The 18,181-nt window shown below is 60.0% G+C and carries 14 protein-coding genes and 1 rRNA gene; 4 read left to right on the top strand and 11 right to left on the bottom strand.

Annotated features, from left to right (window positions below; genetic code table 11):
* Window positions 1-79: 79 nt before the first annotated feature.
* Together L6D63_RS00075 and L6D63_RS00070 are read right to left on the bottom strand one after the other, a co-directional pair.
* Window positions 80-1,045, bottom strand: coding sequence for a 2-oxoglutarate and iron-dependent oxygenase domain-containing protein (locus L6D63_RS00075; protein WP_131671026.1), 966 nt, complete (start codon window positions 1,043-1,045; stop codon window positions 80-82).
* A gap of 143 nt (window positions 1,046-1,188) precedes the next feature.
* Complete coding sequence (locus tag L6D63_RS00070; protein WP_095667621.1) at window positions 1,189-2,262, bottom strand: BMP family ABC transporter substrate-binding protein; 1,074 nt, start codon at window positions 2,260-2,262, stop codon at window positions 1,189-1,191.
* Between the two features lie 274 nt (window positions 2,263-2,536).
* Between L6D63_RS00070 and L6D63_RS00065 the strand changes: the two genes are divergently transcribed.
* Window positions 2,537-3,628: a calcium:cation antiporter gene (locus L6D63_RS00065; RefSeq protein WP_131671027.1), complete on the top strand. Its 1,092-nt coding sequence runs from the start codon at window positions 2,537-2,539 to the stop codon at window positions 3,626-3,628.
* 110 nt (window positions 3,629-3,738) lie between these two features.
* Here the strand turns inward: L6D63_RS00065 and L6D63_RS00060 are convergent, their stop codons facing one another.
* The 9 genes from L6D63_RS00060 to L6D63_RS00020 form a co-directional block, all read right to left on the bottom strand.
* Window positions 3,739-5,097, bottom strand: a complete 1,359-nt coding sequence (locus tag L6D63_RS00060) for an 8-oxoguanine deaminase (protein WP_131671028.1) — start codon at window positions 5,095-5,097, stop codon at window positions 3,739-3,741.
* Between the two features lie 247 nt (window positions 5,098-5,344).
* Window positions 5,345-6,031 (bottom strand): SDR family oxidoreductase, encoded by a 687-nt coding sequence (locus tag L6D63_RS00055; protein ID WP_131671029.1) that lies wholly within the window; start codon window positions 6,029-6,031, stop codon window positions 5,345-5,347.
* Between the two features lie 248 nt (window positions 6,032-6,279).
* Window positions 6,280-7,206 carry an ABC transporter permease gene (locus tag L6D63_RS00050; protein WP_121183573.1) on the bottom strand — a complete coding sequence of 309 codons (927 nt, stop codon included), beginning with the start codon at window positions 7,204-7,206 and terminating at the stop codon, window positions 6,280-6,282.
* Window positions 7,206-8,312, bottom strand: a complete 1,107-nt coding sequence (locus L6D63_RS00045; protein WP_121183575.1) for an ABC transporter permease — start codon at window positions 8,310-8,312, stop codon at window positions 7,206-7,208. Before L6D63_RS00045 ends, L6D63_RS00050 begins: the two co-directional genes overlap by 1 nt.
* A 14-nt stretch (window positions 8,313-8,326) precedes the next feature.
* A complete protein-coding gene (locus L6D63_RS00040; protein WP_047291097.1) occupies window positions 8,327-9,874 on the bottom strand; it encodes an ABC transporter ATP-binding protein in 1,548 nt (515 codons plus the stop codon).
* Between the two features lie 605 nt (window positions 9,875-10,479).
* On the bottom strand, window positions 10,480-11,061 hold the full coding sequence (locus tag L6D63_RS00035; protein WP_131671030.1) for an IMPACT family protein: 582 nt from the start codon (window positions 11,059-11,061) through the stop codon (window positions 10,480-10,482).
* Window positions 11,062-11,068: 7 nt separating this feature from the next.
* Window positions 11,069-11,719 (bottom strand): TetR/AcrR family transcriptional regulator, encoded by a 651-nt coding sequence (locus L6D63_RS00030; RefSeq protein WP_131671031.1) that lies wholly within the window; start codon window positions 11,717-11,719, stop codon window positions 11,069-11,071.
* Window positions 11,720-11,806: 87 nt separating this feature from the next.
* Complete coding sequence (locus L6D63_RS00025) at window positions 11,807-13,195, bottom strand: uracil-xanthine permease family protein (RefSeq protein ID WP_131671032.1); 1,389 nt, start codon at window positions 13,193-13,195, stop codon at window positions 11,807-11,809.
* 164 nt (window positions 13,196-13,359) lie between these two features.
* The gene (locus tag L6D63_RS00020; RefSeq protein WP_108588956.1) at window positions 13,360-14,280 is read right to left on the bottom strand and encodes a LysR family transcriptional regulator; all 921 of its coding nucleotides are present in this window, start codon (window positions 14,278-14,280) and stop codon (window positions 13,360-13,362) included.
* A gap of 139 nt (window positions 14,281-14,419) precedes the next feature.
* Between L6D63_RS00020 and aptA the strand changes: the two genes are divergently transcribed.
* From aptA to L6D63_RS00005, 3 genes are all read left to right on the top strand, one after another.
* Window positions 14,420-15,769, top strand: a complete 1,350-nt coding sequence (aptA, locus tag L6D63_RS00015; protein ID WP_041067922.1) for an omega-aminotransferase AptA — start codon at window positions 14,420-14,422, stop codon at window positions 15,767-15,769.
* Window positions 15,770-15,844: 75 nt separating this feature from the next.
* On the top strand, window positions 15,845-17,338 hold the full coding sequence (locus tag L6D63_RS00010) for a CoA-acylating methylmalonate-semialdehyde dehydrogenase (RefSeq protein WP_041067919.1): 1,494 nt from the start codon (window positions 15,845-15,847) through the stop codon (window positions 17,336-17,338).
* A gap of 629 nt (window positions 17,339-17,967) precedes the next feature.
* Window positions 17,968-18,181 (top strand): 16S ribosomal RNA (locus L6D63_RS00005); the annotation flags it as partial.

Raw genomic sequence — 18,181 nt, 5'->3', positions numbered from 1 at the left:
CTTTTCTCATCAGGTGCAGATGGCGGCCATTCTACAGATGCTCGCCGAAACAATTGGCAAAACCTGACCAAGCGATCCATCAGACCGCTTGCGGCTCGCGACGATAGGCGTAGGTATCGGCGAAGCGTGACAGCAGGAATTCGGCACAGGTGGTGGTCGGATATTTCGCCGGATGCTGTGCGTCCTGACAACCGGGCAGGCATTCGATGCGGGTGTCCGGGTGCGGCTCGGCGAAGAACGGCATCGAATAGCGATCCACCCCCAGCGGGCTGATCACCCGGTGCGGGGTCGAGCGATAACGGTCATTGCTCCAGCGCGCCATCATGTCGCCGAGGTTGACCACGAAGGTACCGTCAATGGGCGGCGCGTCGATCCATTCACCGTTGATGTTCTTCACTTGCAGGCCGCCGGCGCTGTCCTGGTAGAGCAGGGTGATGCAGCCGTAATCGGTGTGCGCTCCGGCGCCTTGCTGTTCGGCGCTGCTGGCGGTGTGGCGTGGTGGGTAGTGGATCATCCGCAGCACGCTGACCGGCTCAACGAAGCGCGAATCGAAGAAGTCGCGTTCGATCCCCAGCGCAAGCGTCATCGCCCGCAGCAGGGTTTGCGCGAGGGCCTGCATGTCGAGGTAGTGCTGCTCCATCAGCGCTTCCCAGCCCGCTTGCGCCGGATGGCGATTCGGCCCGCGCAGCGGTTTTTCCGCGAGCACGTCGGGATGATCCGCCGGCAAGTGCAGGCCCATGTCGAAGGTTTCCTTGAGGTCGCTGGGTTTGTCCGGGTCGAGCTGTTCGGTGGCGATGGCGCCGTAGCCGCGATGGTGGCGGGTCCGGGTGATGTCGATCCGCAGTTTTTCTTCTGCCGGTTGCGCAAAAAAACGCTGGGCGTGGTCGAGCAGCGAGTCGATGCGCTGCGCGGAAATCGGGTGGCCCTTGATGTAGAAAAAGCCCCATTCGCGGCAGGCCTGGTCGATCTGCGCGGCGACGGCGGGCCAGGCGTTTTGGTCGGTGGAATAGAGCGGGCTGATGTCGATGACCGGAAGCTGATCCATACACAATCCTTGAGAACGCTGAAGATCAAATGTGGGAGCTGGCTTGCCAGCGATAGCGGTCTGACAGGCAACAATGATGTTGAATGTGAGGACCCCATCGCTGGCAAGCCAGCTCCCACGGGGACGATGCAAGTTTGAAGAGATTACTTCGGCATCTCGGCCTTCATGCCTTCAACGTAGTAGTTCATCGACGCCAGTTCGGCATTGGTTGCGCTCACCCCGGCAGGGATTTTCTCCACGCCGGCCTGATCCTTGATCGGCCCGGTGAACGGTTGCAGCGCACCGCTCTTGATGTCAGCGATGATCTGTTCGGCCTCGGCTTTCACAGGTGCCGGCACCAGCTCGCTGATCGGCAGTTCAACCGTGCCTTCTTTCAGCCCGCCCCAGTAATCCTGGGATTTCCAGCTGTGGTCGATCACACTTTGGGTCGCTTGAATGTAATGCGGCGCCCAGTCGTTGACGATCGAAGTCAGCACCGCTTTCGGGCCGAAGTGCGCCATGTCCGAGGCGTAACCCACAGCGTACACGCCACGCCGTTCAGCGGCCTGGATCGGCGCCGGGCTGTCGGTGTGCTGGAACACCACGTCCACGCCCTGATCGATCAGCGCGTTGGCGGCATCGGCTTCCTTGCCCGGGTCAAACCACGAGTTGACCCACACCACTTTGATCTCGGTGCCGGGGTTGTACTTGTTCAGGGCCAGTTGGATCGCGTTGATGTCGCGGATCACTTCCGGAATCGGGAACGAGGCGACGTAGCCGATTTTCTTGGTCTTGGTCATTTTCGCCGCGAGGAAACCGCCGACATAACGCCCCTCGTAGGTGCGCGCCAGATAGGTGCCGAGGTTCTTGTCCTGCTTGTAGCCGGTGGCGTGTTCGAAGGTCACCTTGGGAAACTGTTTAGCGACTTTCAACGTCGGGTTCATGTAGCCGAAGGAGGTGGTGAAGATCAGGTCGTAATTGTCCTTGGCCATGTTGCGGATCACCCGCTCGGCGTCGGCGCCCTCGGCCACATTCTCAACGTAATTGGTGCTGATCTGCGCGCCGAATTTCTCCGCTAGCGCCTTGCGTCCCTGTTCATGCTGATACGTCCAGCCGTGGTCGCCGATCGGGCCGATGTAGACGAAACCGACCTTCAGCGGATCGGCAGCGCTGGCGCTCAGGCTGATCCCCAGACCGATGGCGGCGCACAGCAGTTTGTGCAGCGGACGTATTTGCATGAATTCGAACTCCATTTTGTTGTGTGTGGTCAGGGGCAATGCAAATTGCTGACCAACAGGACAACAAAGCAAAAGATCGCAGCCTGCGGCAGCTCCCACAGGGGAATGGGAAACCTGTAGGAGCTGACGCAGGCTGCGATCTTTTCAGCGCCGGAACCAACGCAGTGCAAGTCAGCGGATTCACGCTATCGGCTGGTGCGCTAAGGTGTAACGAAACGTTAGCGCCGCGCCGCAGTCAGTAGCTCATTCGAACCTCTCGGCAAAAAGGCCCGCCATGCTCACGATTTTCAAGCAAGAAAGCTTTCTGCTGCTGGCGGTGATTGCCGCGTGCATCGCTTATCCGCTGGAACACTGGATGCTGCACAGCGGCCAGATTGTCGCGTTGATTTCTGGCCTGGTATTGATCGCGTTCATCGTCGCTGCCTCGATGCGCGTTGCCCATCATGCCGAACTGCTCGCCGAAAAGGTCGGCGACCCCTACGGCACGATGATCCTGACCCTCGCTGCAGTGCTGGTGGAGGTGGTGATCCTGGCGATCATGATGAGCAACGAGGCGTCTGCCACACTGGTGCGTGACACGATCTATTCGGCGGTGATGCTCGACATCAACGGCATCCTTGGCCTCGCCGCGCTGATGGGTGGACTCAAGCACGGCGAGCAGTCGTACAACGATGATTCGGCACGCAGCTACAGCGTGATGATCCTCACCGCCATGGGCGTGTCGATGGTGGTGCCGGAGTTTATTCCGGCGGCCAACTGGAAGGTTTATTCAGCGTTCACCATCGGTGCGATGGTGGTGCTTTACGCGTTGTTCCTGCGCATGCAGGTCGGCCCGCACAGTTACTTTTTCAGCTACAGCTACCCGGATAAACGCCGCAAGAAAGAGCCGGTGGAAAATGAACCGAAGCCGCTGAGCCTGGCGTGGTCGATCGGCATTCTGGTGTTGGGGGTGGTGGTGATCGGCGCACTGGCCGAAGTGATGTCCAAGACCCTCGATCTGGGCCTGAAAGGCACGGGTGCACCGCCGGTGATCACGGCGATTCTGGTGGCGGCGATTTCCGCCGCGCCGGAGATTCTGACGGCGTTGCGTGCCGCGTTGGCCAATCGCATGCAGTCGGTGGTGAACATTGCGATGGGCGCGTCACTGTCGACGGTGATTTTGACCGTGCCGGTGATGGAGGCGATGGCGCTGTACACCGGCCAGCCGTTTCAAATGGCGATGACTCCGGTGCAGACGGTGATGATCTTCATCACGCTGATCGTCAGTGCGATCAACCTGAATGACGGCGAAACCAATGCCATCGAGGGCATGACCCACTTTGTGCTGTTTGCGACGTTTATCATGCTGTCGCTGTTGGGTCTCTAAGCCCACCACAAATCCGGTGTAGGAGCTGCCGCAGGCTGCGATCTTTTGAACTTGTTTTCAAAATCAAAAGATCGCAGCCTGCGGCGGCTCCTACAGGGTTCTTTATTGGATCAGGTACCGGCGATCAACTGCCGAGCCGCCTGGCTGTGATCGGCGATCAGGCCTTTCAGATCCAGCCCTTCAACCTGGCCATCAATCACCCGCCACTGGCCACCAATCATCACCCGATCGGCACGATCGGCACCGCACAGCAACAGCGCCGAAATCGGATCATGGCTCCCCGAGAAACGCAGCTCATCGAGCTTGAACAACGCAAGGTCCGCCTGTTTGCCCACCGCCAGTTCACCAATGTCGGTACGCCCCAACAGGCTCGCCGAGCCTTTGGTTGCCCAGCCGAGCACGCGTTCCGGGGTGATCTTCTCGGCGCCGTAACGCAGACGCTGGATGTACAACGCCTGCCGCGCTTCGAGGATCATGTTCGACGCATCGTTGGAGGCTGAACCGTCCACACCCAGACCGAACAGCGCACCGGCATCGGTCAGATCGATGCTCGGGCAGATGCCGGAGGCCAGGCGCATGTTCGAACTCGGGCAATGGCAGATACCGGTGCCGGCCTGGCCGAGGCGGGCGATTTCGTCCGGGTTGAAGTGAATGCCATGGGCCAGCCAGGTGCGCGGGCCGAGCCAGCCGACGCTGTCCAGATAATCCACGGTGCGCAGGCCGAAACGCTGCAGGCAGAAATCCTCTTCGTCGAGGGTTTCGGCCAGATGGGTGTGCAGGCGCACATCGAGTTTGTCCGCCAGTTCGGCGCTGGCCGACATGATTTCCGGGGTCACCGAAAACGGCGAGCAAGGCGCCAGAGCGATCTGGATTTGCGCACCGTCGCCGCGCTCGTGGTACTCGTGAATCAGGCGCTGACTGTCGTCGAGAATCACCTGACCTTCCTGCACGGTCTGCTGCGGTGGCAGGCCACCGTCCTTCTCGCCGAGGCTCATCGAACCGCGCGTGAGCATGGCGCGCATGCCCAGTTCACGCACGGTGTCGACTTGCACGTCGATGGCGTTTTCCAGGCCGTTCGGGAACAGGTAATGATGGTCGGCGGCGGTGGTGCAACCCGACAGCAGCAATTCAGCCAAAGCCACTTTCGTCGCGAGGGCGAGTTTTTCCGGGGTCAGCCGCGCCCACACCGGATACAGGGTTTTCAACCACGGGAACAATGGCTGATTGACCACCGGCGCCCAGGCGCGAGTCAGGGTTTGATAGAAGTGGTGATGGGTGTTGATCAGGCCCGGCAGGATCACATGCTCGCGGGCATCGAACACTTCAGTGCACGGCGCGGACGGTTGCTGACCGGCTGCCAGCACTTCGACGATCACGCCGTCTTGCAGCACCAGACCGCCACGGGCATCGAGCGCGTTGGCTGTGAATATGGCGAGGGGATTTTTTAACCAGGTACGGGTCGCAGGCATTGTGGCCGGCTCCTCTGAAAGTGGGGTTCAGGGTTGCCAGCTCAGTGTTGCCCTGTCTGCTGATCCAGGGTCGCCGCGATGGACGAGCTGCGCAGTTTCAAACAAATCGCGACAGCGGGCAAGCCCAACCCGACAAGCCAACACATCACCCTCTGTAGGAGCTGCCGAAGGCTGCGATCTTTTGATCTTGTTTTTTACAATCAAAAGATCGCAGCCTGCGGCAGCTCCTACAGGTGGTTTTCAGTGCTTACCAGGGAATGGTTTCACCCTTGTAGTTGATGAAGTAATGCCCACCCTTGCCGGTATACGCATTCACCTGATCAATCAGCCCACGGGTGCTGGTCTCGACATCCAGGTCAGCACCTTCACCGCCCATGTCCGTCTTTACCCAGCCCGGATGCAGCGACAGCACGGTGAGTTTCTGCTCGCCCAACTGGGTGACAAAACTGTTGGTCATGGAGTTCAGCGCAGCCTTGCTGGCCTTGTACAACGCCAGCTCCGGCGCGTCCGGTACGGTCACGCTGCCCAGACCGGAACTCATGAACGCCAGCACGCCGCTGCCATCGCGGATTTGCCCGACGAAGCGTTGCGCGAGGTTGATCGGCGCCACGGCGTTGGTGAAGAACAACTGGCCGACTTCACCCAGGGTCGCGCCGCCCGGGGTTTGCACTTCCGGGCCTTTGACCCCGGCGTTGACGAACAGCAGGTCGAAAGTCTCGCCCTTGAGCTGTTGGCTCAGGGCGATCACCGCTTGTTGATCGTCCATGTCGAGTTTCTCGATCCGCACCTTGCCCAGCGCTTGCAGCGCCTCGGCCTTTTGCGGATTGCGCACGGTGGCGGTCACTTGCCAGCCGTCGGCCAGCAGGGTTTTCACCAGCCCGAGGCCCAAGCCGCGGGAGGCGCCGATGATCAGTGCGTGTTTTGCCTGGGACATGACGGAATTCCTTGAAAGTTACGGTTCACGGATTCAATGGACACGCCTGACCGAGTCGTTGTTGCAACGCTCGTCGCAGCACATCGAACCGGCTCTCAAAAGAGCTGTTGACCCCGGAGCATACTCCAGGCTTTAGCATGCTTGCTTCTCAAATTCGCAGGCCGCTCAGCGGTGCTCGCACATCATGTAGACAACACCGCCACTGTGGGAGCTGGCTTGCCAGCGATGAGGCCAGTGACATCATCACCCTAATGCCCGGCCTGCCACGGTTGCCCCAACGACACCGGCGCATACAACCGAGTCCGCACCGCATCCCGCGACAGCAGCACCAACACCACAATCGTCGCCACATACGGCAGCATCGCCAGCAGACTCGACGGAATCGCCAGCCCCAAGCCCTGCGCCACCAGGTGCAGGATGCTGGCGAGTCCGAACAGGTAAGCCCCGAGCAACAGCCGCCACACGCGCCAACTGGCAAACACCACCAGCGCCAGGGCAATCCAGCCGCGTCCGGCGGTCATGTTCTCGGCCCACATCGGCGTATAAGCCAGGGACAGATAGGCTCCGGCCAGACCGGCCATCGCCCCGCCAAACAGCACCGCCAGCGTGCGCACGGTCAGTACCGGCAGGCCCATCGCACTGGCCGCGTCCGGGTTCTCGCCGACTGCCTGAATGATCAAGCCGACACGGCTTTTGATGATCACCCACGCCACCAGCGCAAACAGCGCGAACGACAGATACACCAGCAGATCCTGGGCAAACAGCATGCGGCCGATCAGCGGAATCTCACTCAAGTACGGAATCGCCAACGGTTCGAATCCAGCCAGTGGCTTGCCGACCCATGCTGCGCCAACGAAGGTCGACAGGCCCACGCCGAAGATCGTCAGCGCCAGCCCGGTCGCCACCTGATTGGCATTGAACACCAGCGCCACCAAGGCAAACAGCGACGACAGCAGCACCCCGGCAAGCATCGCCAACAACACGCCGAGCCACAGGTTGCCGCTGTTGAGGGCGACGATAAAACCGATCACCGCGCCAAACAGCATCATCCCTTCCTGGCCGAGGTTGAGCACGCCGCTCTTCTCGCAGATCAGCTCACCCAGCGCCACCAACAACAGTGGCGTGCCGCAGCGCACCATGGCGTAGAAAATATTGCTCAGCAGATCGATATCCATCACAGCGCTCCGGCGGTTACGGCGGTGGTCGAGGTGCGCCGTGCCCAGCGCAGTTTCAGGCGTGGCCGATAGAGAATCAGCACGTCGCAGGCCAGCAGGAAAAACAGCATCATTCCCTGAAACAATTGGGTGATGGCTTGCGGCAGGTTGAGGGTCATTTGCGCGCTTTCGCCGCCGATGTACAGCAGCGCCATCAGCAGGCTTGAGAACAGAATCCCGATCGGGTTCAGCCGGCCGAGAAACGCCACGGTGATTGCTGCATAGCCATAGCCCGGCGAGACTTGCGGCACCAATTGCCCAATCGGCCCGGTCACTTCGCAGACCCCGGCCAGCCCGGCCAAACCGCCGCTGATCAACAGCGCGAGCCAGATCAGGCGTTTCTCGCGAAAGCCGACAAACCCCGCCGCACGTTTATCCAGACCGAGCACTTTGATCTGAAAACCGACGAAGCTTTTCTGCAACAACACCCACACCGCGACCAGCGCAAGCAAAGCGAAATACACCCCGGCATGAACCCGACCATCCTCCATCAGAAGCGGCAGGCGACTGGCGTCGCCGAACATCGCCGACTCGGGAAAGTTGTAGCCGGCCGGATCCTTCAGCGGCCCGTGCACGCAGAACAGCAACAGGTTCAGTGCGATGTAGTTGAGCATGATGCTGGTGAGGATTTCGTTGGCGTTGAAACGCGTGCGCAACCACGCCGTCAGCCCGGCCCAGGCGGCACCGGCGAAAGTGCCGGTGAGCAGGATCAGCACCAGTGCCCAATGGCTTTGCATATCGATGATGTTCACCGCCAACGCACTGCCGGCGAGCGCGCCGAACAGCAACTGACCTTCAGCGCCGATGTTCCAGATCCGTGCTTGATACGCCACGGCCAGACCGAGTGCGCAAAGCAGGATCGGCAGCGCCTTGACCAACAGTTCGGAGACGCCATACAGGTCGCTGATCGGCGCGATCAACAGCGTGTGCAGGGTTTGCAGCGGGTCATGGCCGAGGGCAATGAACAGCAGCGAGCCGCAACCCAATGTCAGCAGCGCCGCCAGCAACGGCGAGCACCACAGCATCAGGCGCGATTGCTGGCCACGGGGTTCGAGGGAAAGCAACATAGGGGGAAACTCCGTCAAAGCGTGGCCGATGAAGGCGCGTCGTTGAATTGCCCGGCCATCCAGCCGCCGACGTCACTCAGCAGGCTGTCGGTGGTGTTTCGCAGCGGTGACAGACGCCCCGCGCACAGGGCGCCGAGGCGGTCGCTGATCTGGAACAGTTCGTCGAGGTCTTCGGAAATCACCAGAATCGCCGCGCCGGCATCGCGCAGGGCAATCAGCGCGCGGTGAATGGTCGCGGCGGCGCCCACGTCCACGCCCCAGGTCGGGTGCGCGGCGATCAGCAGTTTCGGTTGCTGGAGGATTTCCCGGCCAAGAATGAATTTCTGCAGATTGCCGCCGGAGAGACTGCGCGCGGCGCTCTGGCTATCGGGCGTTTTCACCCCGAAGCGCTGAATGATCTGTTGGGCGAGGGTTTCGACTTTGCCGCGCTTGATCAAACCGTTGCTGACCAGCCCTTGTTGAAAAGCCGTGAGCAAGGCGTTGTCGGCCAGGCTCAATTCCGGCACCGCGCCATGGCCCAGGCGTTCTGCCGGGACGAACGCCAGTCCGAGTTGGCGCCGCGCATCCGGGCGCAAAGTGGCGACCGCTTGCCCGGCAAAACAAATCGATGTCGCGCTGTCGCGGGGCAGGGTTTGCTCGCCGCTGAGCAGCGCCAGCAATTCATCCTGGCCATTGCCCGCGACCCCGGCGATACCGACGATTTCGCCGCTGCGTACTTGCAGGCTGATGTCGCTCAACGAGCAGCCGAACGGATCGGGGTTGTGCCAGCTCAAGCCGTTGACCTGCAAGTACGCCGCGCCACCGCTGACCTTCGGATATTCGCCGATCAGTGCCGCCGCTTCGCCGACCATCATCTGCGCCAACTGCTGATCCGAGCATTCGGCCGGCACGCAATGCCCGGCGACCCGCCCGCCACGCAAAACCGTGGCGCTATGACACAGCGCGCGCACTTCCGCGAGTTTGTGACTGATAAACAGGATGCTGCAGCCCTCGGCGGCGAGACGGCGCAGGGTGATGAACAATTCGTCGGCCTCTTGCGGTGTCAGCACCGACGTCGGCTCGTCGAGAATCAGCAAGCGAATGTCCTGCATCAGGCAACGAATGATCTCCACCCGTTGCCGCTCGCCGATAGACAGGCTGTGGACAAGTCGCTCCGGCTCCAGCGCCATGCCGTAGCGGCGCGATACGTCGGCAATTGTCGGCTCCAGTTGTTTCGGCGTGCCGGCCGTGGCGCCCATTGCCAAGGCAATGTTCTGCGCGACGCTGAGGGTTTCGAACAGCGAGAAATGCTGGAACACCATGCCGATCCCCAACTGCCGGGCCTGCGCCGGATTGCGAATATTCACCCGCTGACCTTGCCAGAGCATTTCGCCGGCATCGGCCTGGGTCACGCCGTAGATGATCTTCATCAGCGTGCTTTTGCCCGCGCCGTTCTCACCGAGCAGGGCGTGGATTTCTCCGGGCGCGATGCTCAGGTCGATGGCGTCATTGGCCAGACAACCGGGGTAGCGTTTGCTGATCTGGCGCAGTTGCAGGCGCGGCGTTGAATCTGGGCTTGGCATGACAGGCTCGACTGGCTTGGAGTTGTGCCTGTGGATAAAGCAATTTCCTGGCCATTGAGTCAGGAACCTTGGCGGCCCTCGTACGGCAACGGTTGCTGTAGAGCGTCGAAGGGCAAATGTTCGGGAGGTACGGCACCAATTGAGAGCAAAGCCGTTGATCAGGCTCCAGTTTTGCCCGTAGGCAACTGATCAAAAAACGAGCAAATGCGTGGGACCTATGCAGACCCTGCGACTGCGCCAGCCATGAACGGGTTATCCACAGGTTGCTCCACAGTATTTGTGTGCAATTGGGAATCCTTGGCATAAGCGCGGCGGTGCTATCTTCCATTGGTGATAAACAGCGCTAACTATTTGTTTTTACGCGGGATTAGTCTTTTTTCAGGTGGAGTGGACGAAAAATGAGCAAATCGCGCAAAGCCACGTGACAGAAGGGTTACAGCGGAATGTACTCAGGTTATCCACAGTCGGGTGCACAGCGGATGTGGGCAACTCCGTGGAATAAGCAGATTGTGGGCTGCCCTAAAAGATCGCAGCCTTCGGCAGCTGCTACAGGGAAGCGCTAAATCCTGTGTAGGAGCTGCCGAAGGCTGCGATCTTTTGCTCATCTAACGTTGCAGCACAATCCGCCCACGACTCAAATCCGCCAACTGCGTTTGCAGCAACTCGATCTGCGCCTCACCCACCGCCAACTGCAACTCAACACCATTGGCAGTGAAGTTTTCTTCCACGACCAAACCACCCAGATCCGCCACCCGCAGCTTCACCAGCGCCAGCTCGGCAAAGCCGCAGGTACAACTGAGCGGCACACGGCTGATCAACTCGACTTTCGCCGCCGCTTGCAGGCACTTGTTCGCGCCGCCGCCATAGGCCCGGGCCAAACCGCCAGTGCCCAGTTGAATGCCGCCATACCAGCGGATCACCAGCACCGCGACCTGATCGCAATCCTGCGCCTCAATGGCTGCCAGAATCGGCCGTCCGGCAGTGCCGCCGGGTTCGCCATCGTCGTTGCTGCGGTATTGCGCACCGAGTTTCCACGCCCAGCAGTTATGCGAGGCATTCAGGTCGCTGTGTTGTTCGAAGAACGCCTGCGCGTCAGCGGGGCTGGCGATCGGCGCGGCGAAGGTGATGAAGCGGCTCTTGCGAATCTCTTCGCGGTACTCGCAAAAACCGCTGAGGGTGAAAGGCATAAACGTCTTAAACAGTCGGGGTGAGGCCGCAGCCTTTGAGAATGATGCGGATCAGGTTGTTGCCGGCGTCTTCCATGTCCTGCTTGGTCAACTTGCTGCGACCGCTGACGCGACAGATCTGCGTGGCGAAGTCGGCGTAATGCTGGGTGCTGCCCCACAGCAGGAAAATCAGGTGCACCGGATCGACCGGGTCCATTTTGCCCGCATCGATCCACGCTTGAAACACGGCCGCGCGCCCCTGAAACCAGGCGCGGTAATCCTGGTTGAAATACTCGGTCAGGCACTCGCCGCCGCTGATCACTTCCATCGCAAAGATGCGCGAGGCCTGCGGCTGACGGCGGGAGAATTCCATCTTGGCGCGAATGTAGCGGGTCAGCGCTTCGGCTGGATCGTCCTCGGCGGTCAGGGTATTGAAGGTGCTGTCCCACAGTTCGATGATGTTGCTCAGCACCGCCACGTACAACCCAAGCTTGTTGGTGAAGTAGTAATGCAGGTTTGCCTTGGGCAGCCCGGCATTCTGCGCAATGGTGTTCATGCTGGTGCCTTTGTACCCGTGACGGGCGAACTCGTCTTCGGCGGCTTTGAGGATGGTCTCTTCGTTCTTCTGACGAATGCGGCTGGCGGGTTTGCCGCCATGGGCTGGGACTTCAAAGGTCATAGGCACTTCCGGTTTGTCTGTGGGTGCAACCAGTTGCGTTGATAACGCACCCACAGGCATCCGACAAGTCCTGATGCAATAAAACCGTTACGCCTGTTCGATCTTGTTCAACGATGCGCCGGATTCGACGGTCGAGGTTTTCGCCTCCGGCAGCAACAGGCAGAGGATGATCGCGGTCAGGCCACCGCTGGTAATTGCCGAGTCGAACAGGTTCTGCACCAGTTTCGGCAACAGGTGCAGCAGGTTTGGTTGCGCGGCAATGCCCAGGCCGACGCCGAGCGAGGTGGCGATGATCAGCATGCTGCGGCGGTCCAGCGGCGATTGCGCGAGGATCCGCACCCCGGCCGCCGCCACGCTGCCGAACATCACCAGGGTGGCGCCACCAAGCACCGGTTTCGGGATCTGCTGCAGCACCGCGCCGATCATGGGGAACAGGCCGAGACAAAACAGAATCGCGCCGATGTACAGGCCGACATAGCGGCTGGCCACGCCGGTCAACTGAATCACGCCGTTGTTCTGCGCGAACGTGGTGTTGGGGAAGGCGCTGAAGGTGGCGGCGATCATGCAGCTCACGCCGTCGCCGAGTACGCCGCCGCGCAAACGGCTTATATAAGAAGGGCCGCTGATCGGCTGACGGGCGAGCATGCAATTGGCCGTGAGGTCACCGACGGTTTCGATGGTGCTGATCAGATAAATCAGCGCGACCGGCAGGAACGCCGTCCAGTCGAAGCTGAATCCGAACTTGAACGGTGCGGGAAGACTCACCAGCGGCAAGTCAGGCAATGCCTGCGGAACCAGTTTCCCGCTGAACCACGCGGCCAGACTGCCCAGCAGCAGTCCGATGATGATTGCCGACAGCCGCACCCACGGTGTGTTCGAGCGGTTGAGCAGAATGATCGTCAGCAACACAAACACGCCCAGTGCCAGATTGCCCGGTGCACCGAAGTCCGGTGCATTGAAACCACCGCCCAGATCGGTGATGCCGACCTTGATCAGGCTGATGCCGATCAGAGTAATGACGATCCCGGTCACCAGGGGCGTGACGACCCGGCGCAACTGACCGATGAAACGGCTGAGGACGATCTGCACCACGGCGCCGAAAAAGCACACGCCGAAAATCATCGCCAGAATGTCTTCCGGGCTGCCGCCGCGCTGCTTGACCAGAAATCCGGCCGACAGCACTGCGCCGAGGAAGGCGAAGCTGGTGCCCTGCAAACAGATCATCCCGGCGCCGATGCCGAGCGGTCGCCGCGCCTGAATAAAGGTACCGACCCCGGAAACCATCAGCGCCATGCTGATCAGGTACGGCAAGTGCGCGGTCAGCCCGAGAGCCGAGCCGATCACCAGCGGCGGGGTGATGATGCCGACGAAACTGGCGAGCACGTGTTGCAGGGCGGCGAGGATAGCTGCCGGTGGTTTTGGGCGGTCATCGAGGCCGTAGATCAGGTCGCTGGACGATTCGGTATCTGGCTGCATGGATTTGGCTTCTTGTTCAGGGATCGAGTTCACCCTTCACTGCAAAAACCTGTCCACTTGCTCAGCTTTCTGCGTGTACACCTTCCAATGTAGGAGCTGCCGAAGGCTGCGATCCTTTGATCTTGCTGTTCCAGGCCGGAGCGGTAGATTCTGGGTTTATATTTTCAACGCGTCGCCGCCAGGCTTTCGAGAAAGCTTTCCAGCACCAAATGAGGGCGCCGCCCCTTGCGCGTGACCGATGCGAGGCTCAAGTCATAAAAACGCGTCTTCGATTTCAGCGCACGCAAGCGCCCTTGCTGCACCCACAGACTGGCGTAGTGATCCGGCAGATAACCGATATAACGCCCGGTCAGAATCAGAAACGCCATGCCCTCACGGTCGGAAGCGCTGGCGGTGCAATTGAGCGCCTGGTAATGCGCCTGAATCTCCGCCGGCAAACGGAACGTTGGCGCAATCGCGTCCTGACTGTTCAGGCGTTCGTCATCCAGTTGCTTGTCATCGACATAAAACAGCGGATGACCCACCGCGCAGTAAAGCAGCGAGCGCTCGCTGTACAACGGTTGATACTCCAGCCCCGACAGCGCACTGGCCTGCGGCACCACGCCGACATGCAGGCGGCCGTCGAGCACGCCTTGTTCGACTTCGTTGGGGGCGATCATGCGGATCTGGATCTGCACGTCCGGCCCGCGCTCCTTCAATTGAGCGAGGGCATGGGTGATGCGCATGTGGGGCAGGGTGACGAGGTTGTCGGTCAGGCCGATGATCAGTTCGCCGCGCAGGTGCTGGTGCAATCCATTGACCTCGGTGCGGAAACTTTCCAGCGCACTTAATAGTTGCAGCGCCGATTGATAAACCTCGCGGCCCTCTTCGGTCAACGAGAATCCGGCGCGGCCACGTTGGCACAGACGCAGGCCGAGACGCTGTTCCAGATCGCTCATTTGCTGGCTGATCGCCGAGCGCCCGATGCCGAGCACGGTTTCCGCTGCCGAGAAGCCGCCGCACTCCACTACGCTGCGGAAAATCCGCAGCAGGCGAATATCAAAATCACTGACCTGGGCCAGCGGATCGGGGCGACGACTGCTCATGCTGTTGTTCTCATTGTTTAGCAGGTTTCTAACTGAAGGTTAGAAAAGTTGAATTTCACCGACTTTATCCGCGTGGCAACTTAGCTGCAACAACGCTTTTTTATCTCCCTGATGCTTATGCCCTGCGAGGTTTTGCCCGATGAACATGCCTGAAAATGCGCCGTCGCCACTGGCCAGCCAACTGAAGCTGGACGCGCACTGGATGCCGTACACCGCCAACCGCAACTTCCAGCGCGATCCGCGTCTGATCGTGGGTGCCGAAGGCAGCTGGCTGTTCGATGACAAGGGCCGCAAGATCTACGATTCGCTGTCCGGTCTGTGGACCTGCGGCGCCGGGCATACCCGCAAGGAAATCCAGGAAGCGGTCGCCAAGCAACTGGGCACCCTCGATTACTCGCCGGGCTTCCAGTACGGCCATCCGCTGTCATTCCAACTGGCGGAAAAAATCACTGATCTGACCCCGGGCAACCTGAACCACGTGTTCTTCACCGACTCCGGTTCCGAGTGTGCCGACACCGCGGTGAAAATGGTCCGTGCCTACTGGCGTCTGAAAGGTCAGTCGACCAAGACCAAAATGATCGGCCGTGCCCGCGGTTATCACGGCGTGAACATCGCCGGCACCAGCCTCGGCGGCGTCAACGGCAACCGCAAACTGTTCGGTCAGGCGATGATGGATGTCGATCACCTGCCGCACACGCTGCTGGCCAGCAACGCATTTTCCCGTGGCATGCCGGAGCAGGGCGGTATCGCTCTGGCCGATGAGCTGCTGAAGTTGATCGAACTGCACGACGCTTCGAACATCGCGGCGGTCTTCGTTGAGCCAATGGCCGGTTCCGCTGGCGTACTGGTTCCACCGCAGGGTTACCTGAAGCGTCTGCGCGAGATCTGCGATCAGCACAACATCCTGCTGGTCTTCGACGAAGTGATCACCGGTTTCGGCCGTACCGGTTCGATGTTCGGTGCCGAGAGCTTTGGCGTGACCCCGGACCTGATGTGTATCGCCAAGCAAGTCACCAACGGCGCGATCCCGATGGGCGCGGTGATTGCCAGCTCCGAGATCTACCAGACCTTCATGAATCAGCCGACTCCGGAATACGCGGTGGAATTCCCCCACGGCTACACCTACTCGGCCCACCCGGTGGCGTGCGCCGCTGGCCTGGCGGCACTCGACCTGCTGCAAAAGGAAAACCTCGTGCAGAGCGTGGCCGAAGTCGCGCCACATTTCGAAAATGCCCTGCACGGCCTGAAAGGTTCGAAGAACGTCATCGATATCCGTAACTACGGCCTGGCCGGTGCGATCCAGATCGCGGCTCGTGACGGCGACGCCATCGTGCGTCCGTTCGAAGCCGGTATGGCCCTGTGGAAAGCCGGGTTCTACGTACGCTTCGGCGGCGACACCCTGCAGTTCGGCCCAACCTTCAACAGCAAGCCGCAAGACCTTGATCGTCTGTTCGACGCGGTTGGCGAAGTGCTGAACAAGCTCGACTGATTTTCCCTCTATATATACCTGCGAATAACAGGCGCCCCATGCGGGCGTCTGTACACAAGAATTCAGGAGTTTTCGATGAGCGTTATCCCGCATTTGATCAATGGCGAACTGGTGACCGAGAACGGTCGCGCGGTTGATGTGTTCAACCCATCCACCGGTCAGGCGATCCACAAGCTGCCATTGGCCACCCGCGAAACCATTCAACACGCGATCGACGCCGCCAAGGCTGCGTTCCCGGCATGGCGCAACACCCCGCCGGCCAAACGTGCCCAGGTGATGTTCCGCTTCAAGCAACTGCTGGAGCAGAACGAAGCGCGTATCTCGCAATTGATCAGCGAAGAACACGGCAAGACCCTCGAAGACGCTGCTGGTGAACTCAAGCGCGGTATCGAGAACGTCGAGTTCGCCTGCGCCGCCCCGGAAATCCTCAAGGGCGAGTACAGCCGCAACGTCGGCCCGAACATTGACGCCTGGTCGGACTTCCAGCCGCTGGGTGTGGTTGCCGGTATCACGCCGTTCAACTTCCCGGCGATGGTGCCGCTGTGGATGTACCCGCTGGCGATCGTCTGCGGCAACTGCTTTATCCTCAAACCGTCCGAGCGTGACCCGAGCTCGACGCTGCTGATCGCCCAACTGCTGCTGGAAGCCGGTTTGCCGAAAGGCGTGCTGAGTGTGGTGCATGGCGACAAGACTGCGGTGGACGCGCTGATCGAAGCACCGGAAGTCAAAGCGCTGAGCTTTGTCGGCTCGACGCCGATTGCCGAATACATCTACGCCGAAGGTACCAAGCGCGGCAAGCGTGTTCAGGCGTTGGGTGGGGCGAAGAACCATGCGGTGTTGATGCCGGATGCGGACCTGGACAACGCAGTCAGCGCATTGATGGGCGCGGCTTACGGTTCGTGCGGTGAGCGCTGCATGGCGATTTCGGTCGCGGTGTGTGTCGGCGATCAGGTGGCGGATGCGCTGGTGGCGAAACTGGTTCCACAGATCAAGGCGCTGAAAATCGGTGCCGGCACTTCGTGTGGGCTGGACATGGGGCCACTGGTGACCGGTCAGGCGCGGGACAAGGTCAGCGGCTATGTCGATGACGGCGTGGCAGCGGGCGCGACCCTGGTGGTCGACGGTCGCGGCTTGAGCATTCCAGGTAACGAAGAGGGCTTCTTCCTCGGCGGCTGCCTGTTCGACAACGTCACCCCTGAAATGCGCATCTATAAGGAAGAGATCTTCGGACCCGTGTTGTGCGTGGTTCGCGTGAACAGCCTGGAAGAGGCGATGAAGCTGATCAACGATCACGAATACGGTAATGGCACCTGCATCTTCACCCGTGACGGTGAAGCGGCGCGTCTGTTCTGTGACGAGATTGAAGTCGGCATGGTCGGCGTCAACGTACCACTGCCGGTACCGGTGGCTTACCACAGCTTCGGTGGCTGGAAGCGTTCGCTGTTCGGCGACCTTCATGCTTATGGCCCGGACGGTGTGCGCTTCTATACCCGTCGCAAGGCCATCACTCAGCGCTGGCCGCAGCGTGCGAGCCATGAAGCTTCGCAATTCGCTTTCCCTAGCCTGTAAGTAGAAGGGAATGACGAAGGCCGACCCTTGAGGTCGGCCTTCGTGTTTTCGGGTGTTTTTGACCGATATGACAGAAATATGAAAAAAGCGGTTGACGGCAGATTCTGGAGGTCTATAATTCGCCCCACTTCCGGCGCAGTCGAAACGGAAAACTCCTTGAGATTCAACGAGTTACGCAGTTTTCGACGGCAGATCGCTTCAGTTCATCGAAGCCTGGAAGGAGTTGAAGGAGCGGTGATGTTTGGCTCTTTTGACGGTTCGGTCTTCTCGGTCGAAAGCGGTGAAAAAGAGGTGTTGACAGCAGCGTGTAACGCTGTAGAATTCGCCTCCCGCTAACGAGAGATCGGAAGCGCAAGTGGTTGAAGTTGTTGAAGAATTCTTTGAAAACTTCTGAAAATAATCACTTGACAGCAAATGAGGCTGCTGTAGAATGCGCGCCTCGGTTGAGACGAAAGATCTTAGCCAACCGCTCTTTAACAACTGAATCAAGCAATTCGTGTGGGTGCTTGTGGAGTCAGACTGATAGTCAACAAGATTATCAGCATCACAAGTTACTCCGCGAGAAATCAAAGATGTAACCAACGATTGCTGAGCCAAGTTTAGGGTTTCTTAAAAACCCAAAGATGTTTGAACTGAAGAGTTTGATCATGGCTCAGATTGAACGCTGGCGGCAGGCCTAACACATGCAAGTCGAGCGGATGAGAGGAGCTTGCTCCTGGATTCAGCGGCGGACGGGTGAGTAATGCCTAGGAATCTGCCTGGTAGTGGGGGACAACGTTTCGAAAGGAACGCTAATACCGCATACGTCCTACGGGAGAAAGCAGGGGACCTTCGGGCCTTGCG

The sequence above is a fragment of the Pseudomonas parakoreensis genome (assembly GCF_021602155.1).
In the GTDB taxonomy this organism is placed as follows: domain Bacteria; phylum Pseudomonadota; class Gammaproteobacteria; order Pseudomonadales; family Pseudomonadaceae; genus Aquipseudomonas; species Aquipseudomonas parakoreensis.
The sequence above is the reverse complement of the archived record's forward strand: the minus strand, read 5'-3'. Positions and strand labels throughout refer to the sequence as shown.